This window comes from Saccharothrix sp. AJ9571, from assembly GCF_021725495.1.
Taxonomy (GTDB): domain Bacteria; phylum Actinomycetota; class Actinomycetes; order Mycobacteriales; family Pseudonocardiaceae; genus Amycolatopsis; species Amycolatopsis magusensis.
The window spans coordinates 1,678,132-1,694,840 of sequence record NZ_CP091382.1; the positions used below are offsets into that span (position 1 = coordinate 1,678,132).

Annotated in this window: 12 protein-coding genes; 6 read left to right on the forward strand and 6 right to left on the reverse strand. The window is 70.5% G+C overall.

Going from position 1 to position 16,709, the window contains the following annotated elements; all coding sequences use genetic code 11:
- Nucleotides 1-38 precede the first annotated feature (38 nt).
- Entirely contained in the window at nucleotides 39-1,925 is a 1,887-nt protein-coding gene (locus tag L3Q67_RS06910) for an N-acetylmuramoyl-L-alanine amidase (protein ID WP_499188742.1), read from the forward strand.
- A gap of 21 nt (nucleotides 1,926-1,946) precedes the next feature.
- Here the strand turns inward: L3Q67_RS06910 and tsaD are convergent, their stop codons facing one another.
- Genes tsaD through tsaB form a run of 3 tightly spaced genes read right to left on the reverse strand, consistent with a single transcriptional unit; the run spans nucleotide 1,947 to nucleotide 4,122 of the window.
- Nucleotides 1,947-2,996, reverse strand: a complete 1,050-nt coding sequence (gene tsaD / locus L3Q67_RS06915; protein WP_499188743.1) for a tRNA (adenosine(37)-N6)-threonylcarbamoyltransferase complex transferase subunit TsaD — start codon at nucleotides 2,994-2,996, stop codon at nucleotides 1,947-1,949.
- Complete coding sequence (gene rimI, locus L3Q67_RS06920; protein WP_499188744.1) at nucleotides 2,996-3,475, reverse strand: GNAT family protein; 480 nt, start codon at nucleotides 3,473-3,475, stop codon at nucleotides 2,996-2,998. Before rimI ends, tsaD begins: the two co-directional genes overlap by 1 nt.
- On the reverse strand, nucleotides 3,472-4,122 hold the full coding sequence (gene tsaB, locus L3Q67_RS06925; RefSeq protein ID WP_499188745.1) for a tRNA threonylcarbamoyladenosine biosynthesis protein TsaB: 651 nt from the start codon (nucleotides 4,120-4,122) through the stop codon (nucleotides 3,472-3,474). The genes rimI and tsaB overlap by 4 nt, the downstream gene beginning before the upstream one ends.
- Before the next feature lie 132 nt (nucleotides 4,123-4,254).
- Between tsaB and L3Q67_RS06930 the strand changes: the two genes are divergently transcribed.
- Nucleotides 4,255-4,638 (forward strand): hypothetical protein, encoded by a 384-nt coding sequence (locus L3Q67_RS06930; protein ID WP_499188746.1) that lies wholly within the window; start codon nucleotides 4,255-4,257, stop codon nucleotides 4,636-4,638.
- Here the strand turns inward: L3Q67_RS06930 and L3Q67_RS06935 are convergent.
- The 3 genes from L3Q67_RS06935 to L3Q67_RS06945 all read right to left on the reverse strand — a co-directional run bounded on the left by L3Q67_RS06935 (nucleotide 4,635) and on the right by L3Q67_RS06945 (nucleotide 10,332).
- The gene (locus L3Q67_RS06935; protein WP_499188747.1) at nucleotides 4,635-5,069 is read right to left on the reverse strand and encodes a hypothetical protein; all 435 of its coding nucleotides are present in this window, start codon (nucleotides 5,067-5,069) and stop codon (nucleotides 4,635-4,637) included. The genes L3Q67_RS06930 and L3Q67_RS06935 overlap by 4 nt on opposite strands.
- Entirely contained in the window at nucleotides 5,066-9,541 is a 4,476-nt protein-coding gene (locus L3Q67_RS06940) for a DUF6531 domain-containing protein (RefSeq protein WP_499188748.1), read from the reverse strand. The genes L3Q67_RS06935 and L3Q67_RS06940 overlap by 4 nt, the downstream gene beginning before the upstream one ends.
- A gap of 80 nt (nucleotides 9,542-9,621) precedes the next feature.
- Nucleotides 9,622-10,332 (reverse strand): FadR/GntR family transcriptional regulator, encoded by a 711-nt coding sequence (locus tag L3Q67_RS06945; protein WP_499188749.1) that lies wholly within the window; start codon nucleotides 10,330-10,332, stop codon nucleotides 9,622-9,624.
- A gap of 917 nt (nucleotides 10,333-11,249) precedes the next feature.
- Between L3Q67_RS06945 and L3Q67_RS06950 the strand changes: the two genes are divergently transcribed.
- From L3Q67_RS06950 to L3Q67_RS06965, 4 genes are read left to right on the forward strand one after another with little or no spacing between them, the layout of a single operon-like run.
- A complete protein-coding gene (locus L3Q67_RS06950) occupies nucleotides 11,250-12,506 on the forward strand; it encodes an SLC13 family permease (protein ID WP_499188750.1) in 1,257 nt (418 codons plus the stop codon).
- Between the two features lie 25 nt (nucleotides 12,507-12,531).
- Nucleotides 12,532-13,968 (forward strand): acyl-CoA synthetase, encoded by a 1,437-nt coding sequence (locus L3Q67_RS06955; protein WP_499188751.1) that lies wholly within the window; start codon nucleotides 12,532-12,534, stop codon nucleotides 13,966-13,968.
- Nucleotides 13,961-15,304 carry a carboxyl transferase domain-containing protein gene (locus tag L3Q67_RS06960; protein WP_499188752.1) on the forward strand — a complete coding sequence of 448 codons (1,344 nt, stop codon included), beginning with the start codon at nucleotides 13,961-13,963 and terminating at the stop codon, nucleotides 15,302-15,304. The genes L3Q67_RS06955 and L3Q67_RS06960 overlap by 8 nt, the downstream gene beginning before the upstream one ends.
- Nucleotides 15,301-16,698 (forward strand): amidase, encoded by a 1,398-nt coding sequence (locus L3Q67_RS06965; protein ID WP_499188753.1) that lies wholly within the window; start codon nucleotides 15,301-15,303, stop codon nucleotides 16,696-16,698. Before L3Q67_RS06960 ends, L3Q67_RS06965 begins: the two co-directional genes overlap by 4 nt.
- Nucleotides 16,699-16,709 lie beyond the last annotated feature (11 nt).

Consider the following 16,709-nt stretch of genomic DNA (forward strand, 5'->3'; position numbering starts at 1 on the left):
GGTGCTCACAACGACCAACCGAGCACTGGGGGCGGTACATGCGGCGCACACCAGCACGACTGGCGGTGTTGCTACTGGCGGCGGGCGCGATCTCCGTGCCCGCCGCCGAGGCGGCACCGGCCGATCAGCAACGACAGCGGGACTTCGCCGCGGCGGCGGCCGAATTCGGGGTACCGCAGGACGTGCTGCTCGGCGTCTCGTACCTCGAATCCCGCTGGGACACCAACGCGGGCACGCCGAGCACCTCGGCGGGTTACGGCCCGATGCACCTCACCGACCTGCGGACCGCGGGCGTCGGCACCCACCACGACGAGGGCGGCGAGGACCCGCGCGGCGACGATTCGCGGCCGCCGCTGCACCCGGAGGCCGGACCGCCCGTCCCACCGCCGGACTCCCTGCAGTCGCTGGACACCGCGGCCGAGCTGACCGGCGTGGACACAGCGACGCTGCGCACCGATCCGGCGCAGAACATCCGCGGTGGCGCCGCGTTGCTGGCGTCCTACCACCGTGAGACCGGCGACTGGTACCAGGCGGTCGCCGAGTACAGCGGCAGCGAGGAGCAGTCGGCGGCCACCGCGTTCGCCGACGAGGTGTTCAGCACCATCGCCACCGGCGTCGAGCGGGTCACCGACGACGGCCAGCGCGTCAGCCTCGCACCGACGCCGACGGCCGCACCGAAGGGCCTGCCCGCCGCGGCCGGGCCGATCGAATGTCCACAAGGGATCTCCTGCGAGTGGATCCCGGCGCCGTACCAAGAGATCCCCGACGGCTACGGCAACCACGACAAGGCCGACCGGCCGAACAGCCAGAAGATCGACTACATCGTCATCCACGACACCGAGGGCTACTGGAACAACGTCCTGGACATGGTGCAGGATCCGACGTACGTGAGCTGGCACTACTCGCTGCGCTCCGCCGACGGCCACATCGCCCAGCACGTGCCGACCAAGGACGTCGCCTGGCACGCCGGGAACTGGTACGTCAACGCGAAGTCGATCGGCCTGGAGCACGAGGGCTTCGCGGCGAAGGGCACCTGGTACACCGAGGCGATGTACCGCACCTCGGCGAAGCTGGTGCGCTACCTCTCGGACAAGTACGACATCCCGCTGGACCGCGACCACATCATCGGCCACGACAACGTGCCGGGTCTGTCGCCGATCCGGATCCCCGACATGCATTGGGATCCGGGCCCCTACTGGGACTGGACGCACTACTTCGACCTGCTCGGCGCACCGCTCGGCCGTGACGACACGGGTTCGGGCGACTGGCGGCCGAACACCGGCATGGTCACCATCGCGCCGGACTTCGCCACGAACAAGCCCGCCTTCGAGTTCTGCGAGAAGAACGTGCCGCTGTGCCCGGCACGCGGGTCCACTTCGGTCATCCTGCGCACGGAACCACGGGCGGACGCCCCGCTGCTCAAGGACATCGGGCTGCACCCGCAAACCGGACAGTCCACAATGCACGTGTCCGATGTGGGCAGCCGGGTGGACAGCGGGCAGCAGTACGCGGTCGCCGAGGTCCGGGGCGACTGGACCGCCGTGTGGTACCTCGGGCAGAAGGGCTGGTTCCACAACCCGGCCGGGGCGAAGACCGCGAAACCGGCGCAGGGCAAGGTGGTCACGCCGAAGCCGGGCGTGCAGTCGGTGCAGATATGGGGCGGTGCCTACCCGGAGGCGGCGGCGTACCCCGAGCACATCACGCCGCGCGACTTCATCCCGCTGCCGTACACGATGCCCGCCGGGCAGCGGTACACGCTGGGGCTGATCACGGATTCCGAGTACTACTACGCCGTCGACTTCGACAGCTCGGACCACCAGGTGGTGCGCGGCGAAACGAAGTTCGTCCAGGTCCAGTTCGGACACCGGATCGCCTACGTGAAGGCGGACGACGTCCGGATCCTGCCCTCCTGGGCACCCAACTAGCGGCTGCCGGTGGGGACCGTCTCAGACCGAGACGGTCCCCACCGGCAGCGCCGGATTGGCCGCGAAGTCCAAAGAGGATGGCTTGGCGCCGGCTGCCACCACGTGCGCACCGAGCGCGGCGATCATCGCGCCGTTGTCCGTGCACAGCCGGGGCCGCGGCACCCTGAGTTCGATGCCCGCCTTGTCGCACCGCTCCTGAGCCAGCGAGGACAGGCGTGAATTCGCCGCCACCCCACCGGAAATGACGATCGTGCCGATACCGGCGTCCTTCGCCGCCCGGATCGCCTTCGCGGTGAGCACGTCCGCCACCGCCTCCTGGAACGAAGCCGCCACGTCGTCGACCGGGATCTCCTCACCCCGCCGCTCGGCGCCTTCCACCCAGCGCGCGACCGCGGTCTTCAAACCGGAGAAGGAAAAGTCGAACTTCGCGTCACGAGGACCGGTCATGCCACGGGGAAAGGCGATCGCCGCGGGGTTACCGGCCTTGGCGGCCTTGTCGATCGGCGGCCCACCCGGGTACGGCAGGCCGAGCACCCTGGCCACCTTGTCGTAGGCCTCACCGGCCGCGTCGTCCACAGTGGACCCGAGCTCGACGATGGTGCTCGCCACGTCGTCCACCCGCAGCAACTGCGTGTGCCCACCGGAAACCAGCAGCGCCAGGCACGGCTTGGGCAACGGTCCGTGCTGCAGGGTGTCCACCGCGATGTGCCCGGCGAGGTGGTTGACGCCGTAGAGCGGCACGTCCAGCGCGGCCGAATAGGCCTTCGCCGCGGCCACGCCGACCAGCAGCGCACCGGCCAGCCCCGGCCCGGCGGTCACCGCGATGGCGTCCACATCGGACATCCGCAGCCCGGCGTCGGCGAACGCGCGCTCGGTGGTCGGCACCATCGCCTCCAGGTGCGCGCGACTGGCCACCTCCGGCACCACCCCGCCGAAGCGGGCGTGCTGGTCCACACTGGACGCGACGGCGTCGGCGAGCAGCTCCACGGTGCCGTCGTCGTGCAGCCGGACCAGCCCGACGCCGGTCTCGTCGCACGAACTCTCGATGCCCATGATGATCCGGGCGCCCATCAGCCGGCCTCCTCCGCGACCGCGCCGAGCGGCGGCCGCACCATCGTGTAAGCGTCCGCACCGGACGGCTGGTAGTACCGCTTGCGGAGACCCAGCTTGGTGAACCCGCGTTTCTCATACATCGCGAGCGCCACCTCGTTGTCCGTGCGCACTTCGAGCAGGACCGGCGCGCGCAGCTCGTCGGCCTTGTCCAGCACGGCTTCCAGCAACGCCCTGCCGATGCCCTTGCCCTGGTGTTCCGGTGCGACGCCGATGGTGTGCAGGCTCGCCTCGTGGTCACCACGGGGGCCGACGACGGCCAGCCCCGCATACCCGAGCAGCTCCTGCTCCTCGTAGGCACCGAGGTAGTACGCGCCGGAGTCCAGTTCGGACCGGAAGGCCTGCGCGCTCCACGGGCTGTCGCCGGGGAAGAGCACCTTCTCGATCTCCACGCAGCGCCGGATGTCACCGCGGCGCAACGGCCTCAGTTCGACGGTCACGGCGTGCTCACCCGCTTGCGCGCGCCGGGCTCGACGGCGTCGGGCCGCCGCAGGTACAGCGGGGTCATCGGCGCGGGCTCGGCGCCGGACCGCAGCGCTTCCCGCGCGGCCTTGACCAGGCCGAGCGGCGACGGGTACTCCGGCTGCAAGATGCGCAGGCCGGTCTTCTCGGCGAAGTAGCCCGCCGCGGCCTTGGCGGTGGTCTTGAGTTCAGCGGGGCTCTGCACGGCGGGGTCACCCACACGGTTGCCTTCGGCGTCGTACTCGGCCCAGTACACCTCGCGGCGGCGCGCGTCGGTGACCACGAGGAACGGCTCGCCGGGCGGGACCTCCGCGGCGATCGCGTCCAGGCTGCACACCGGGTGCACCGGGATGCCGAGGCTGTGCGCGAGCGCGGCGGCGGTGGCCATGCCGGCACGCAGCCCGGTGAACGGCCCCGGCCCGGCACCGCAAACGATTGCGCCCAGGTCACGAAGGGTGGTGCCCGCAGCCTGCACGGCGTCGAGCACGTGCGGGGTGAGCAGTTCGCCGTGGGCGCGCGCGTCGATCGTGACGCGCTCGGCGGCGATCGCCAGCGAATCGGGCTCGAGTTGGACGACCCCGGCGGTCACCGCAGGCGTGGAGGTGTCGACGGCCAGTACTAACACGGTTCCCCAGCCTACGACTCACCCGACCGGGAGTGGCGCGCAGGCAACCCGCACCGGCCGGGCGCGTCTGGATCAAGTGAAGAGTTGACCGGCGTGCGGGCGATCCGGTCAACCACGAACGAAAGGGAAACCATGTCCACGCTGCGCCGCGCACTGCTCGTCTCCACCGCGACCCTCGCACTGGCCGGGACGGCCGCCGGCACCGCCGTCGCGACCCCGACCGGCTCGTTCCTCAAGCTCGACAAGCAGATCGTGCGCGCGGGCGAGCAGGTGCGGGTGGTCGCCGGCTGCGGGGTCGACGGGCTGAACTTCGTCGGGTCCACCGCGTTCGCGCCGACCGGGCAGGACGGCCCGTACACCGGCAACGGCGGGGTCGCGGTGTTCGACGTGCGCACGACCGCGGTGTCCTGGGGCTCGGCGACCGTGCGCGCCGACGCCATTCCGGGCGTCTACCAGGTCAGCGAACGCTGCGGCGGCGGGCACGCGGGCAGCAAGGAACTGACCGTCGTCAGCTAAGCCTGCTCGGGGTGATCGATGTCGACGGTGACGACCACCCCGGAGGTCGAGGTGAACTCCGCCTTCCGCCCGTCGACCGCGATTTCGGTGAAGGGATTGCCCTCGGTGAGGAAGGCGACCCAGCGCGGGGTGCGTGCCACGTCGAGCCTGGCGAAGAACCCGTCCGCGCCCTGGGACCCCTCGCCGCTGGTCAGCCAGCCGTCTTCGCCGGGCAGCGCGACCTCACGCAACGGGTGGATCGACGCCAGCCAGTCCGGGTCCTCGGCCAGCAACTCCGCCAGCTCGAACCGGTCGCCGACGACCAGCCCGCCCGCCGCGTCCCGGTCCAGCACCAGGTCGTACGCGGTGCCGTCGGCGAGGAACAACGCGTCCTCGATGGGCACCTGCTCCTTGCCCCACAGCTCCGCCAGCAACGATCGCTCCCGGGTCATCGTCTCCTCCGTCCACGCCCGCCACCACCACAGGATCCCGGTGGCCCCGGGCGCTCGGTCAACCCGGTGTCCGGCACCGGTTCGCCGTTCGGGCCGCGGTTGCGCGGGTCGCGGAACCGCCGCTGGAACGACTCCTGCCAGGTCCGCCCGGTGGTCGAAGCCGGGTCGGGCGCGTTGGGGTCCACCCGCTGGACGGCCACCTGCGCGCCGACCTCGCGGGCGGCGTCCAGGCGCCGGTTGTCGTAGCTGACCAGCTGCCCGTCGACCTCCATCACCCGCAGCGGAGACCGGTCCCAGTCCCAGTCGCCGTTGCGCATGGCTTCCGCGTAGTCGTTCGGCGAGACGGTCCGCTGCGAGAAGTTCACGTCGTTCGCGTCGACCCATTCGAGGTCGCTGGACTCGGTCAGGCCGAGCGCGTCGGTCCAGCCGGTCGGGTTGTGCACGTAGGAGTGCGGCGCCGCGCCCCCGGCCAGGCCCAGCGGATCGGCGCTGCCGTACCGCCCGGCGACCGGGTCGTAGTACCGGTGCTGGTTGTAGTGGAGCCCGGTCTCCGCGTCGTGGTACTGGCCGGGGAAGCGAAGCGGGATGTCGGCGCGCTGCGCCGCGGCGGGGGCCTCACCCCAGAGCGTCGACCGGCTGTGCCAGACGAGTTCGCCCTGCCCGTCGACGAGCTCGGTCGGTGTGCCGACCAGGTCCGTGATGATCGAGTAGAACTGCCGGTCCACCCACTGCTGACCGGCTTCGGCGAGCGGCGCGCGCTCGATCTGGGTCAGCGGGCGGAAGCTCGCCGGGTCGTATTCCCAGGTGGTCGCGGTGCCCGCGGAGTGAACCTGCTCGGCGAGCACGTTGCCGTCCCACGCGAAATCCACGCGCTCGGCGACCGCACCGGCGGCGTCCAGCCGGAGTTTCGCGATCCGCCTGCCGAGGGGGTCGTAGAGGTAGCGCCAGCGCGTCCCGTCCGGGGTCACCACCGAAACCAGCCGGTCGTCGGCGTTCCACTGGTACTGCCAGGCTTCCGGCTTCCGCGACAGGTGCTTCTTCTGCCGCCGGACCATCCGGCCCTGCGCGTCGTGCCGGTAGCTCACCCGGCCGGCGGTCCGGACCAGCGTGCCCGCGTATTCGCGCGCTCCGGTGGTCTCCGCGTGGACCGGGGCCTCGGCTTCGGTCACGTTGCCCGCCCGGTCGTACCGGTAGCGCTCCCGCCAGTCCACGCCCTCCACGCCGAGCACGCGGCCGACGGGGTCCAGCTCGAAGTGCCTGGCGCCGCCGAAGCGGTCCTTGACCGCGAGCAGGTGCCCGTCCGGCCGGTAGCGGTAGTTGCGGAGCTGGAGCTGCCTGGCCTGGCGGGCGCCCGGCGCGCCACCGACCGAGCTCACCGTCTGCGAGACGAGCCGCTGGCTGGTGTCCCACTGCTGGGCGAGCACGGTTCCGCTGTCCAGCAGCCGTTCGACCTCACGCCCGGCGGGGTTGTAACCGAAGGCGACGGAGTGCCCGCCGGTCCGCAACTGCACCGGCCTGGCCGTCGCGTCGTAGGCCCACTCGCTGAGCGACCCGGTGGGAGTGAGCCGCGAGGTCCGGCGGCCGAGCGCGTCGTAGGCCGAGTGGACGGTCCGGCCGTTGATCGTTTCGGCCAGCACCCGGCCGGCGGCGTCGCGTTCATAACGCAGTTCGGCATCCGGGTTCCGCGCGCTGACGATCCGCCCCGCCGGATCGTAGGTGAAGGTGGTGACCTCGGCACCGGCTTCCCGCCGGACGATGTTGCCCATCGGGTCACGGGCGACGCGCAGGCGCTCACCCGCCCCGTTGACCCGTTCGACCAGTTGCCCCGCCGCGTCCCTGGTGTACCGCAGCACCCGGCCGTTGAAGTCCGTTTCGGACAGCAGGTGCCCGGCCGCGTCGTACTCGTACCGCCAGACAAGCCCCTGCGGGTTGGTCACCGCGACCAGTTGCAGCGTGGCGTCGTAGTGGAACTCGGTGCGGCCGCCGTCCGGCGCGATCTCGGCGGCGGGCAGGTCGAAGTGCGTGGTCTCGACCCGCCGGACCTGGCCGAGGGCGTCGATGTGCTCCACCTCGCTGCCCTGGCCGTCGTAACGCCAGTGCTCGGTGCTGCCGTCGGGCAGCGTCCGGGACCGGAGCCTGCCCTCGACCGTCCAGGCGAACCTGGTCACGCCGCCCATCGGGTCGGTGCGTTCGACGATCCGGCCGAACTGGTCGCGGGTGAACCGCGTGGTCGCGCCCAGGGGATCGGTCACCCGCAGCGGGAGCCCCGCGTGGTCGGTGTCGATCCGGCGGGACTGGCCGAGCGCGTCGATCACGGCGACCCGGTGACCACGCTCGTCGTGCTGGTAGCGGGTGACCGCACCGGCGGGATCGGTCTCCGCGCTCAGGTTGCCGCGCTCGTCGTACTCGAAGCCCCAGACCGCGCCATCGGGCTGCACCACCGAGACGGGCTGGCCGAACTCGTTGTAACCGGTGAGGATCTGCGTGCCGTCCGGCCGCGTCACGACCGTCGGATTGCCCGCTTCGTCGTACTCCCAGCGCGAAGTCCGGCCGACGGCATCGGTGCGGGAAAGCAGCCTGTCCCGGGAATCCCATTCCTGGACCACGGTGTGCCCGAGCGGATTGGTCTCCTCGACCACCTGGTTGGCTTCGTTGAACCGGTAGGTGGTGGTGAAGCCCAGCGCGTCGGTGAAGCGCGTGATCCGGTTCCCGGTGTCGTAGCTGAAGGTGCCGTTGAGGAAACCGCCGGAACCCTGGTTGGCCACGCACCGGCCGTCGGCGTCGTAGAAGTAGCGGTACCACTCGCCGTTGCGGTCGGTCCACTGGGTGATCCGCCCCGCGTGGTCGTAGGTGAAGGCGAACGCCCTGCCGGACGAGTTGACGACCTCGGCCAGGTCACCGCTGTCGTGGTAGCGGAACCCGGCCAGCACCACCGGTTCGGCGCCCTCGGCGAGCAGGCTGAGTTCGGTGATGCGGCCCGCTTCGCTGCCCACCCCGATGCGGTGACCGCCGGAATGGCTGATCACCTCGGGCGTCCCGGCCCGGTCACGCCGGATGTCGATCCGGTTGCCGTTGCGGTCCTCGATGGCGGACAACGGGCGGACGCCGGTCGCTCCGGCCGGGAAGTGCAGGGTGAGCCCGATTTCACGGCGGTACACGGCGAAGCCGGTATCGGTCCGGCGCAACGGCCAGCCGGGTCCGACCGCGGGCAGCACCTCGCCGCGGACCGGTGGTTCCGGGTAGACCAGCAGCATGCCGTCCTCGGCGGCGAAGACCACCCCCTGGTCGTCGAACTCCAATCGCTGGTCCACTGTGGACGCCCAGGACCGGCCGAAGGAACGGCCGGTGCGGTAGCTGGACACGTGGGTGCGCCGCAGCACCAGCGGGAGCACCCCGGCCAGCTCGACGTCGACGTTGGTCAGCACCATTTCCCCGGTGACCACGTCGACGGGGTCGTTCTCGCAGCGACGCCGGTCTTCGGGGGTCTTGGTGTTGTTCGGGTCGTCGGGTCGCGAGGATCCGTCCGGTTTGGACGAACCGGGGGTGGTGCCGTCCGATGGTTTCGAACCGGGCGTGTCGGCCCCGCTCGGGGTGGTGTCCGTGCCTGACGGGGTGGTGTCCGGGGAGTTCGGGCTGGTCGTGTCCGGGGTTCTCGTCGTGCTGGGCTTCGCGCCCGAGGGAGTCGTGCCGCCGCCCGGTTTGCCGCCCTTGCGCAGCATCTTCGACAGCTTCTCGATGATCTCGCCGAGCTTGTCGATGATCTTGCGGATCTTCGGCGACACGTTGCCGATGGTCTTGACCAGCTTGCGGATGAACTCGCTGATCTTGCTGATCGTCTTCGTGATCGCCGCCGTCGCCTGCGCCGCGATGACCGGCGTGGCAAAACCGAGGGTGGCGGCAGCCTCCAGCGCCCAGGCGATCAACTTCCCGACCAGCTCGGCCACCAGATCACGCACCAGCTCGCGCACCGCCGCGACCACCGTGCCCATGATCATCACGCCGGCGGAAATCCCGTCGGTCAGCGACGCCGCACCCGCCAGGGCATCCGCCTGCTCCGCAGCCGCGCCCCGGTATGCCTCGGCGCCCTCGCCCTGCCAGCCCACGGTGCCGTTGGTGACCTCGTTGCCCAGATCCCCGGCGATCGCGTTGACCTCGGCCGCGACATTCGCCCACGTTTCGGAGAAGGACTGGATCACCGGTGGATCGCCTGCCAGCCAATCCAGCGCTTCCTTGAGCGGCTGGACGTGCTCGATCAGCCACGAGACGCCATATGAGGCCAGCGTGCCGATCGGGTCCACGACCATCGACAGCACCTCGAGGCCGACCCCGACCGCCCCCAGACCGGCCTCCACCCACGACCCGTCCGAGACACCGTTGGCCAGATCCACCGCCGACTCGGCGATGCCGATCCCGGTGACCCCCGTCGTCTGCGACTGCGCCTGCGCGACGAGCGGATTACCACCAGCGGTCACGGCCAACCCCTTTCAACGGCACCCGAGGGCTCCGACGGGCCGGGGGCCGCTCCGGTTCCCTCATGGCACCGCGAGGTCGGTCATTCGTCTTCGTCCGGATCCCACGACAGGAGGCGCACCTTCGCGACCGTGCGCAGGTGCCGCTTCATCGCGGCCGCGGCGGCTTTCGGATCGCCGAGGCTGATGCCGTTGAAAATGCGGTGATGCTGGGCGAGCGAGCGCTTCGGCCGCCCGGGCTGGTGCAGCGACTCGGTACGACTCTCGGCGATCTGCTCGGCGATCGAAGTCATGAACTCGGCGAGGATCGGATTGCGCGCGGCGGCGGTGACGGCGGCGTGGAACCGGCGGTCACCTTCGATGCCCTGCTCGCCGTTGTCGATCTCCTCGGTCATGTACCGCAGGGCATCCTCGAGCGCGTCGAGGTCCTCCTTGGTACGCCGCTCGGCCGCGAGTTCGGCGAGCTTGGTCTCCATGGCCTCGCGTGCTTCGAGCACGTCAGGCAGCCTTCGCCGCCGTTCCACCAGCTCATCGACCGGTTCGAGGTCCATTTTGGCGCTGGTCAGGTAGGTGCCGCCGCCGTGGCGCACCTCGACGAGCCCCTGCACGTCAAGCACCACGATCGCCTGCTTGACCGACGCCCGGCTCACGCCGAGTCGCTGGGCCAACTCCCGCTCGGCAGGCAACTTGTCGCCCGCCCCGAGGCCGGACTCCACCACGTACTCCCGGATGCGCTGGACCACCTGCTCGTACAGCCGTGGCCGCGACATCGGGCGCAGTGCGTCGGACCCCATGCATCCCCTCCGGATCACGATCGGCCTGGACCCCCGAGCCTAACAGCCGGTGACCAAAAGCCCACCCGAAAATGATCCAGTGGCTAGCTGGCGCACTGGCCAAGTGGCTGAGCCACTAAGCCAATGCACCTCTTGACAGAGTGATCCAGCCACCGCAAAGTGGTCTAGCCACTGAACCACTACTCCACTGAACCACTCAGCCACCAAACGCCCGAGCGGGCCCGGAGGCGCCGAGAAGTCGGCGGACCAGCCCACCGGCCCAGGAGCCACACGCCCACCAAGCCACCCGGCCGCCGACCCACCCGACAGCAACCACCCGAAACCCAAGCGGCTCCCGGTCGCTCGACTGCCCAGCCACTCAGTAATCCAGCTACCCGCTCCCAGCCACTCGGTAATCCAGCTATCCAACTCTGCGCCACTCAGCCCACCCGGCCAACGGCATCCGGCCACCCGGCCACCCGGCCACCCGGCCACGAGAGTCACCCAACCCTCGGGAGCCACCGGGCCGCAGGACTTACCCGGCCGCTCACCCCAGGGCGGCCACCGAAGCCCGACCAAGTGGGCTGGCCACCTAGCCACCTAGCCAGCCAGGCCCGCCGCTAGCCAGCCAGCCAGCCAGCCACGAGAGTCACCAGTCCACCGGAGCCATTAGGCCGCGGACCCTATCCGGTCCACCGGCCACCAGCGGTCGGCCATCGAAGCCTGGCCGAGTGGCCTGACCACTCAGCCACCTAGCCACCTAGCCAGCCAATCAGTCAGCCACGAGAGTCACCGATCCACCGGAGCCACTAGGCCGCGAACCCACCCGGCCACCGGCACCAGCGATCGGCCACCGAAGTCGGCCAAGTGGACTGACCACTCAACCACCCAGCCACTCAGCCATCCAGCCACTGCGGCGACCAACGACGGGAGCCCTGATGTCCGCCGAGCTGATTTCGATCCTCGTCCTCGTGGTGATCTTCGTGGTCGCCACCACCCGGTCGATCAACATGGGCGTGCTGGCCTTCGCCGGGGCGTTCGGCGTCGGCACGCTGGTCGCCGGGATGGACGCCGACGGCATCTTCGCCGGGTTCCCCGGGGATCTGTTCGTGGTGCTGGTCGGCGTCACCTACCTGTTCGCCATCGCCAGGGCGACCGGCACCACGGACTGGCTGGTGCACGCGTCGATCCGGCTGGTCGGCGGGCGGCTCGCGCTGATCCCCTGGGTGATGTTCGCGGTCACCGCCGTGCTCACCGCGATCGGCGCGGTCAGCCCGGCCGCGGTCGCCATCGTCGCGCCCATCGCGCTCGGGTTCGCCTCCCGCTACGGCATCAGCCCACTACTGATGGGCGCCCTCGTCGTGCACGGGGCCCAGGCCGGCGGGTTCTCCCCGATCAGCGTCTACGGCTCCACGGTGAACAGCATCGTCGGCCGCGAGAACCTGGCGGGCAGCGAAACCGTGCTCTTCCTGGCCAGCCTGGCGGTCAACCTGGTCATCGCGGCCATCCTCTTCGTCGTGCTCGGTGGGCTGAAGCTCGGCCGAACGCGCATCACCGCCGAGAACGAAACCGAAGACGAGACCGAAGAGATCCCGAAGCTGAACCCGGCGCGGATCGCCGTGCTGGTCAGCCTGGTCGCGCTGGTCGTCGGCGCGCTGGTGTTCGACCTCGACGTCGGCCTCACCGCGATCTCGCTCGCCGTGCTGCTCAGCGTGTTCTGGCCGGACACCGGCCGCAAGGCCGTCGGCGAGATCACCTGGCCGACCGTGCTGCTCATCTGCGGTGTGCTCACCTACGTCGGCGTGCTCCAGGAAATGGGCACGATCGACTACGCGGGCAACGCGGTGACCGGCGTCGGCGTGCCGCTGCTCGCGGCGCTGCTGCTCTGCTACATCGGCGCGATCGTCTCCGCGTTCGCGTCCTCGGTCGGCATCATGGGCGCGCTGATCCCGCTGGCCGTGCCGTTCCTCGCCCAGGGCACGGTCGGGCCGATCGGGATGATCGCCGCGCTGGCGGTGGCGGCCACGGTGGTCGACGTCAGCCCGTTCTCCACCAACGGCGCGCTGGTGCTGGCCAACGCCAAAAACGTCGACCGCGACACGTTCTTCCGGCAGCTGATGGTCTACGGCGGCATCATGGTCGTGGTGGTCCCGGCCGCCGTGTGGCTCGCCCTGATCGTGCCCGGCTGGGGCTGACCCAGTACAACCGAGGAGGTTCCGCGTGCGTTTGTTCCCCGCCCTGGAAGAGGCTTCGGACGCCGAAGCCGTCCGGTTCGGCGACCGTGCCCTCAGCTACGCCGAGCTGTCGACCGTCGCCGGCACGCTGGCGACCAGCCTGCGCGAACTCCCTGGGCAGGCACGCGTGGCGGTGTGGGCCACGGCCACGCTGGAAACCACGGTCGCGGTGGTCTCGGCGCTGCTGGCCGGGGTGCCCGCGGTGCCGATCAACCCGAAGATCGGTGAGCGCGAACTGCAGCACATCGTCACCGACAGCGCCCCGGCGCTGGTGCTCGCCGAGCCGGGCGCCGAGCTGCCCGAAGGTCTGCGTGACCTGCCACGCAAGGACATCGAGCTGACCAGCGGGCAGGTCGAGCTGCCACCCGAGCCGGACGACGAAGCCCCGGCGATGATCGTCTACACCTCGGGCACCACCGGGCCGCCGAAGGGCGTCGTACTCCCGCGCCGCGCGATCTCGTCCACTTTGGACACCCTGGAGGACGCCTGGCAGTGGACCGCGGACGACGTGCTGGTGCACGGGCTGCCGCTGTTCCACGTGCACGGGCTGATCCTCGGCATGCTCGGACCGTTGCGCCGCGGTGGTTCGGTGATCCACCTGGGCAAGTTCTCCACCTCCTCGCTCGCCGCGGAACTGCTCGGCCGCGGCACGATGATGTTCGGCGTGCCCACGATGTACCACCGCATCGCCGGTGAACTCGAGCACGACGAGGCTCTCGCGTCGGCGTTGCGCGGCGCTCGCGTGCTGATCTCCGGTTCGGCCGCGCTGCCGGTGCACGACCACCAGCGCATCACCGCGGCCACCGGCCAGCAGGTGATCGAGCGCTACGGGATGACCGAAACCCTGATGAACACCAGTGTCCGCGCCGACGGCGAGCGCAAGCCCGGCACGGTCGGGGTGCCGCTGCGCGGGGTGGACGTGCGGCTGGTCGACGAGTCCGGCCAGGCCATCGAGACCAGTGACGGCGAGACCGTCGGCGAAATCCAGGTGCGCGGGCCGAACCTTTTCACCGAGTACCTGAACCGGCCCGACGCGACCGCCGAGGTGTTCGACGACGGCTGGTTCCGCACCGGCGACATGGCCACCCGCGACGCCGACGGCTACCTCCGGATCGTCGGGCGCAAGGCCACCGACCTGATCAAGAGCGGCGGTTACAAGATCGGCGCCGGTGAGATCGAGAACGCGTTGCTGGAGCACGCCGGGGTCGCCGAGGCCGCGGTGACCGGCGAACCGGATCCCGATCTCGGGGAACGCGTCGTCGCCTGGATCGTGCCGGACGGCCCGCGACCGGCGGAACAGGACCTGATCGACCACGTCGCGCGATTGCTCACCCCGCACAAGCGTCCGCGGGTGATCCGATTCGTGGAAGCGTTGCCGCGCAACGATATGGGCAAGGTGATGAAGCGAGCGCTCGGTGTCTGAGCGGCTGTCGGCCCGTGCGCTGATCGGCACGCTCGCCACCGGATTCGCCGATTTCGACACCGGCTCGGCCGACTATTCCGAAGTGGACGGTCCGATCGGCTGGCCCGGGTACGGCGATGCGCACGAGGCCGCCGCGAAGCGCACCGGCGAGAGTGAATCCGTGGTGTGCGGACGTGGCCGAATCGGGGACATCGACGCGGTCCTGATCGCCTTCGAATTCGGCTTCCTCGGCGGTTCGATGGGCGGGCGGACCGGTGATCGGGTCGAAACGGCCTTCGTCCGCGCGCGGGAATCGCGGCTGTCACTGGTATTCCTGATCGCCACCGGCGGAAGCCGGATGCAGGAGGGCATGCGGGCGTTGTCCCAACTCCAGCGGGTCGCCCGGCAGATCGCGCTGACGCGGGCCGCTGGACTGCCGCAGATAGCCGTGCTCCGCGATCCCGCGACCGGCGGCGGCTGGGCGACCTTGGGTGCGGGCGCGGACGTCACCCTCGCACTTTCCGGCGCACAGATCGGTTTCGCCGGTTCGCGAGTGCGTCCACCCGGCGACGCGCACGCCTACACCGCCGAATCCCAGTACGACTCGGGCCACATCGACGCCGTCATCACCCCCGAGGACCTACCCGCCACGCTCTCCGCCTGGCTGCACCTCCTCGCCGGACCGCCCGCCGCTGAAGTCCCCGTTCCACCGGCGCTTGGCAGGCGAACCCTCCCGGAAACCGGCTGGGAAGCCGTCCAGCACGCCCGCGCCGCCGAACGCCCACGAGCACAGTCCTATTTAGACCACTACTTCGAGACCCGACAAGACATCAACGGCGATCTGTGTGGCGGCCGTGATCCCGGAGTCCTCTGTGGATTCGGCACGCGGAACGGCGAGACCATCGCCTATGCCGCTCAAGCGGGCACACCCACCCTCCCGTCTGGTTTCCGCACCGCCGCCAGACTCATCTCGCTGGCCGACCGCCTGGGCATTCCCATCCTGACCATTGTGGACACACTCGGCGCGGCGAACGACGCCACCGCCGAACGGGCGGGCGCCGGTCCGGCGATCGCGGAGTTGTTCCTCGCGGTGGCCGGTGCGAGCGTGCCGATCACCTCGCTGGTGATCGGCGAAGGCGGCTCCGGTGGCGCACTGGCGTTCGCCGCACCCAGCCGGACGTGGATGACGCCGGACAGCTACTTCTCGGTCACCTCACCGGAAGCCGCGGCGTCGATCCTCAAGCGCGACCCGTCGGAGGTGCCCGAAACCGCGAACCGGCTGCGCCTGCGCCCGCAGGACGTGGTCGAACTCGGTGTCGCGCAAGGCATCGCGCCCCCAGTGGAGGACAACTCATGAGCCTGGTCGAACTCGACGCGGTGGAACTGGCCGAGCGGATCCGGCGGCGCGAGGTGTCGTGCACCGAGGTGATGGCGGCCTACCTCGACCAGATCGAGCAGCACAATCCGCGGGTCAACGCCATCGTCGCGCTGCGGGACCGCGACGAGCTGATGCGGGAGGCCGCCGAGCGGGACCGGGAGCCGTACCGCGGCTGGATGCACGGGTTCCCGCTGGCGGTGAAGGACCTGTCGGCGGCGGCCGGGCTGCCGTGGACCTTCGGCTCGCCGATCTTCGCCGACCAGATCGCCCAGCACGACGACCTGTTCGTGCGGCGGATGCGGGACGCGGGCGCGATCGTGATCGGCAAGACCAACGTGCCCGAGTTCGGGCTCGGCTCGCAGACCTACAACCCGGTCTACGGGCAGACGCGGAACCCGCACGACCTTTCGCGCACGCCGGGCGGCAGCAGCGGGGGTGCCGCGGCGGCGGTCGCGCTGCGGATGCTGCCGGTGGCCGACGGCAGCGACTACCTCGGTTCGCTGCGGAACCCGGCGGCGTTCACGAACACCTACGGATTCCGGCCGTCGCTGGGCCGGGTGCCGTCGACCTCGTTCGTGGCGCAGTTGGACACGGCCGGGCCGATGGGCCGGACGGTGGCCGACGTCGCGGCGCTGCTGTCGGTGCAGGCCGGGCCGGACCCGGGTGCGCCGCTGGCGATCACCGAAGACCCGTCGATGTTCGTGCCGCCGCTGCCGGAGCGCGACTTCAGCGGCACGCGGATCGCGTGGGTCGGCGATTTCGACGGATACCTGGCGATGGAGCCGGGCGTACTGGACGTCTGCCGGGGTGCGTTCGCCGCGTTCGAGGAACTGGGCTGCGAGGTGGTGCCCGCGGTGCCGGACTTCCCGATGGACCGGGTGTGGCGGACCGTGCTGACCTGGCGGGGCTGGAACGTCGCGGCGAACCTTGGCTCGCTCTACCGCGCGCCCGCGCTGCGTTCGCAGCTGAAGCCGGAACTGGTGTGGGAGCTGGAGCAGGGGCTGGCGCTGTCGGCGGCCGACCTGGGCCCGGCCGCGCTGGAACGCACGCGGTGGCTGGAGGCGCTGCTGCGGTTCTTCGAGGACTTCGATTTCATCCTCGCGCCGAGCGCGCAGGTGTTCCCGTTCTCGGTGGACGTGCCGTGGCCGACGACCGTGGGCGGGCGCGCCATGGACACCTACCACCGGTGGATGGAAACCGTGGCGCCCTGGTCGCTGGCAGGCGTCCCCGTCATGGGCATGCCGGCCGGGTTCAACGCCGACGGCCTGCCCATGGGCGTCCAACTCATCGGCCCCCCACGCGCCGACCTCCCCGTCCTGCAACTGGCCTCCGCCCACGAAGCCCGCTCGATGCTTTTGCGGGCAAAAGCATGATGCCCAGGTCA

What these genes read in the sequence shown, in the direction of transcription:
- L3Q67_RS06930 (WP_499188746.1), top strand. Translation starts at nt 4,255, where the DNA reads ATGTCCACGCTGCGCCGCGCACTGCTCGTCTCCACCGCGACCCTCGCA.
- L3Q67_RS06965 (WP_499188753.1), top strand. Translation starts at nt 15,301, where the DNA reads ATGAGCCTGGTCGAACTCGACGCGGTGGAACTGGCCGAGCGGATCCGG.
- L3Q67_RS06950 (WP_499188750.1), top strand. Translation starts at nt 11,250, where the DNA reads ATGTCCGCCGAGCTGATTTCGATCCTCGTCCTCGTGGTGATCTTCGTG.
- L3Q67_RS06945 (WP_499188749.1), bottom strand. Translation starts at nt 10,332, where the DNA reads ATGGGGTCCGACGCACTGCGCCCGATGTCGCGGCCACGGCTGTACGAG.
- L3Q67_RS06910 (WP_499188742.1), top strand. Translation starts at nt 39, where the DNA reads ATGCGGCGCACACCAGCACGACTGGCGGTGTTGCTACTGGCGGCGGGC.
- L3Q67_RS06935 (WP_499188747.1), bottom strand. Translation starts at nt 5,069, where the DNA reads ATGACCCGGGAGCGATCGTTGCTGGCGGAGCTGTGGGGCAAGGAGCAG.
- tsaD (WP_499188743.1), bottom strand. Translation starts at nt 2,996, where the DNA reads ATGGGCGCCCGGATCATCATGGGCATCGAGAGTTCGTGCGACGAGACC.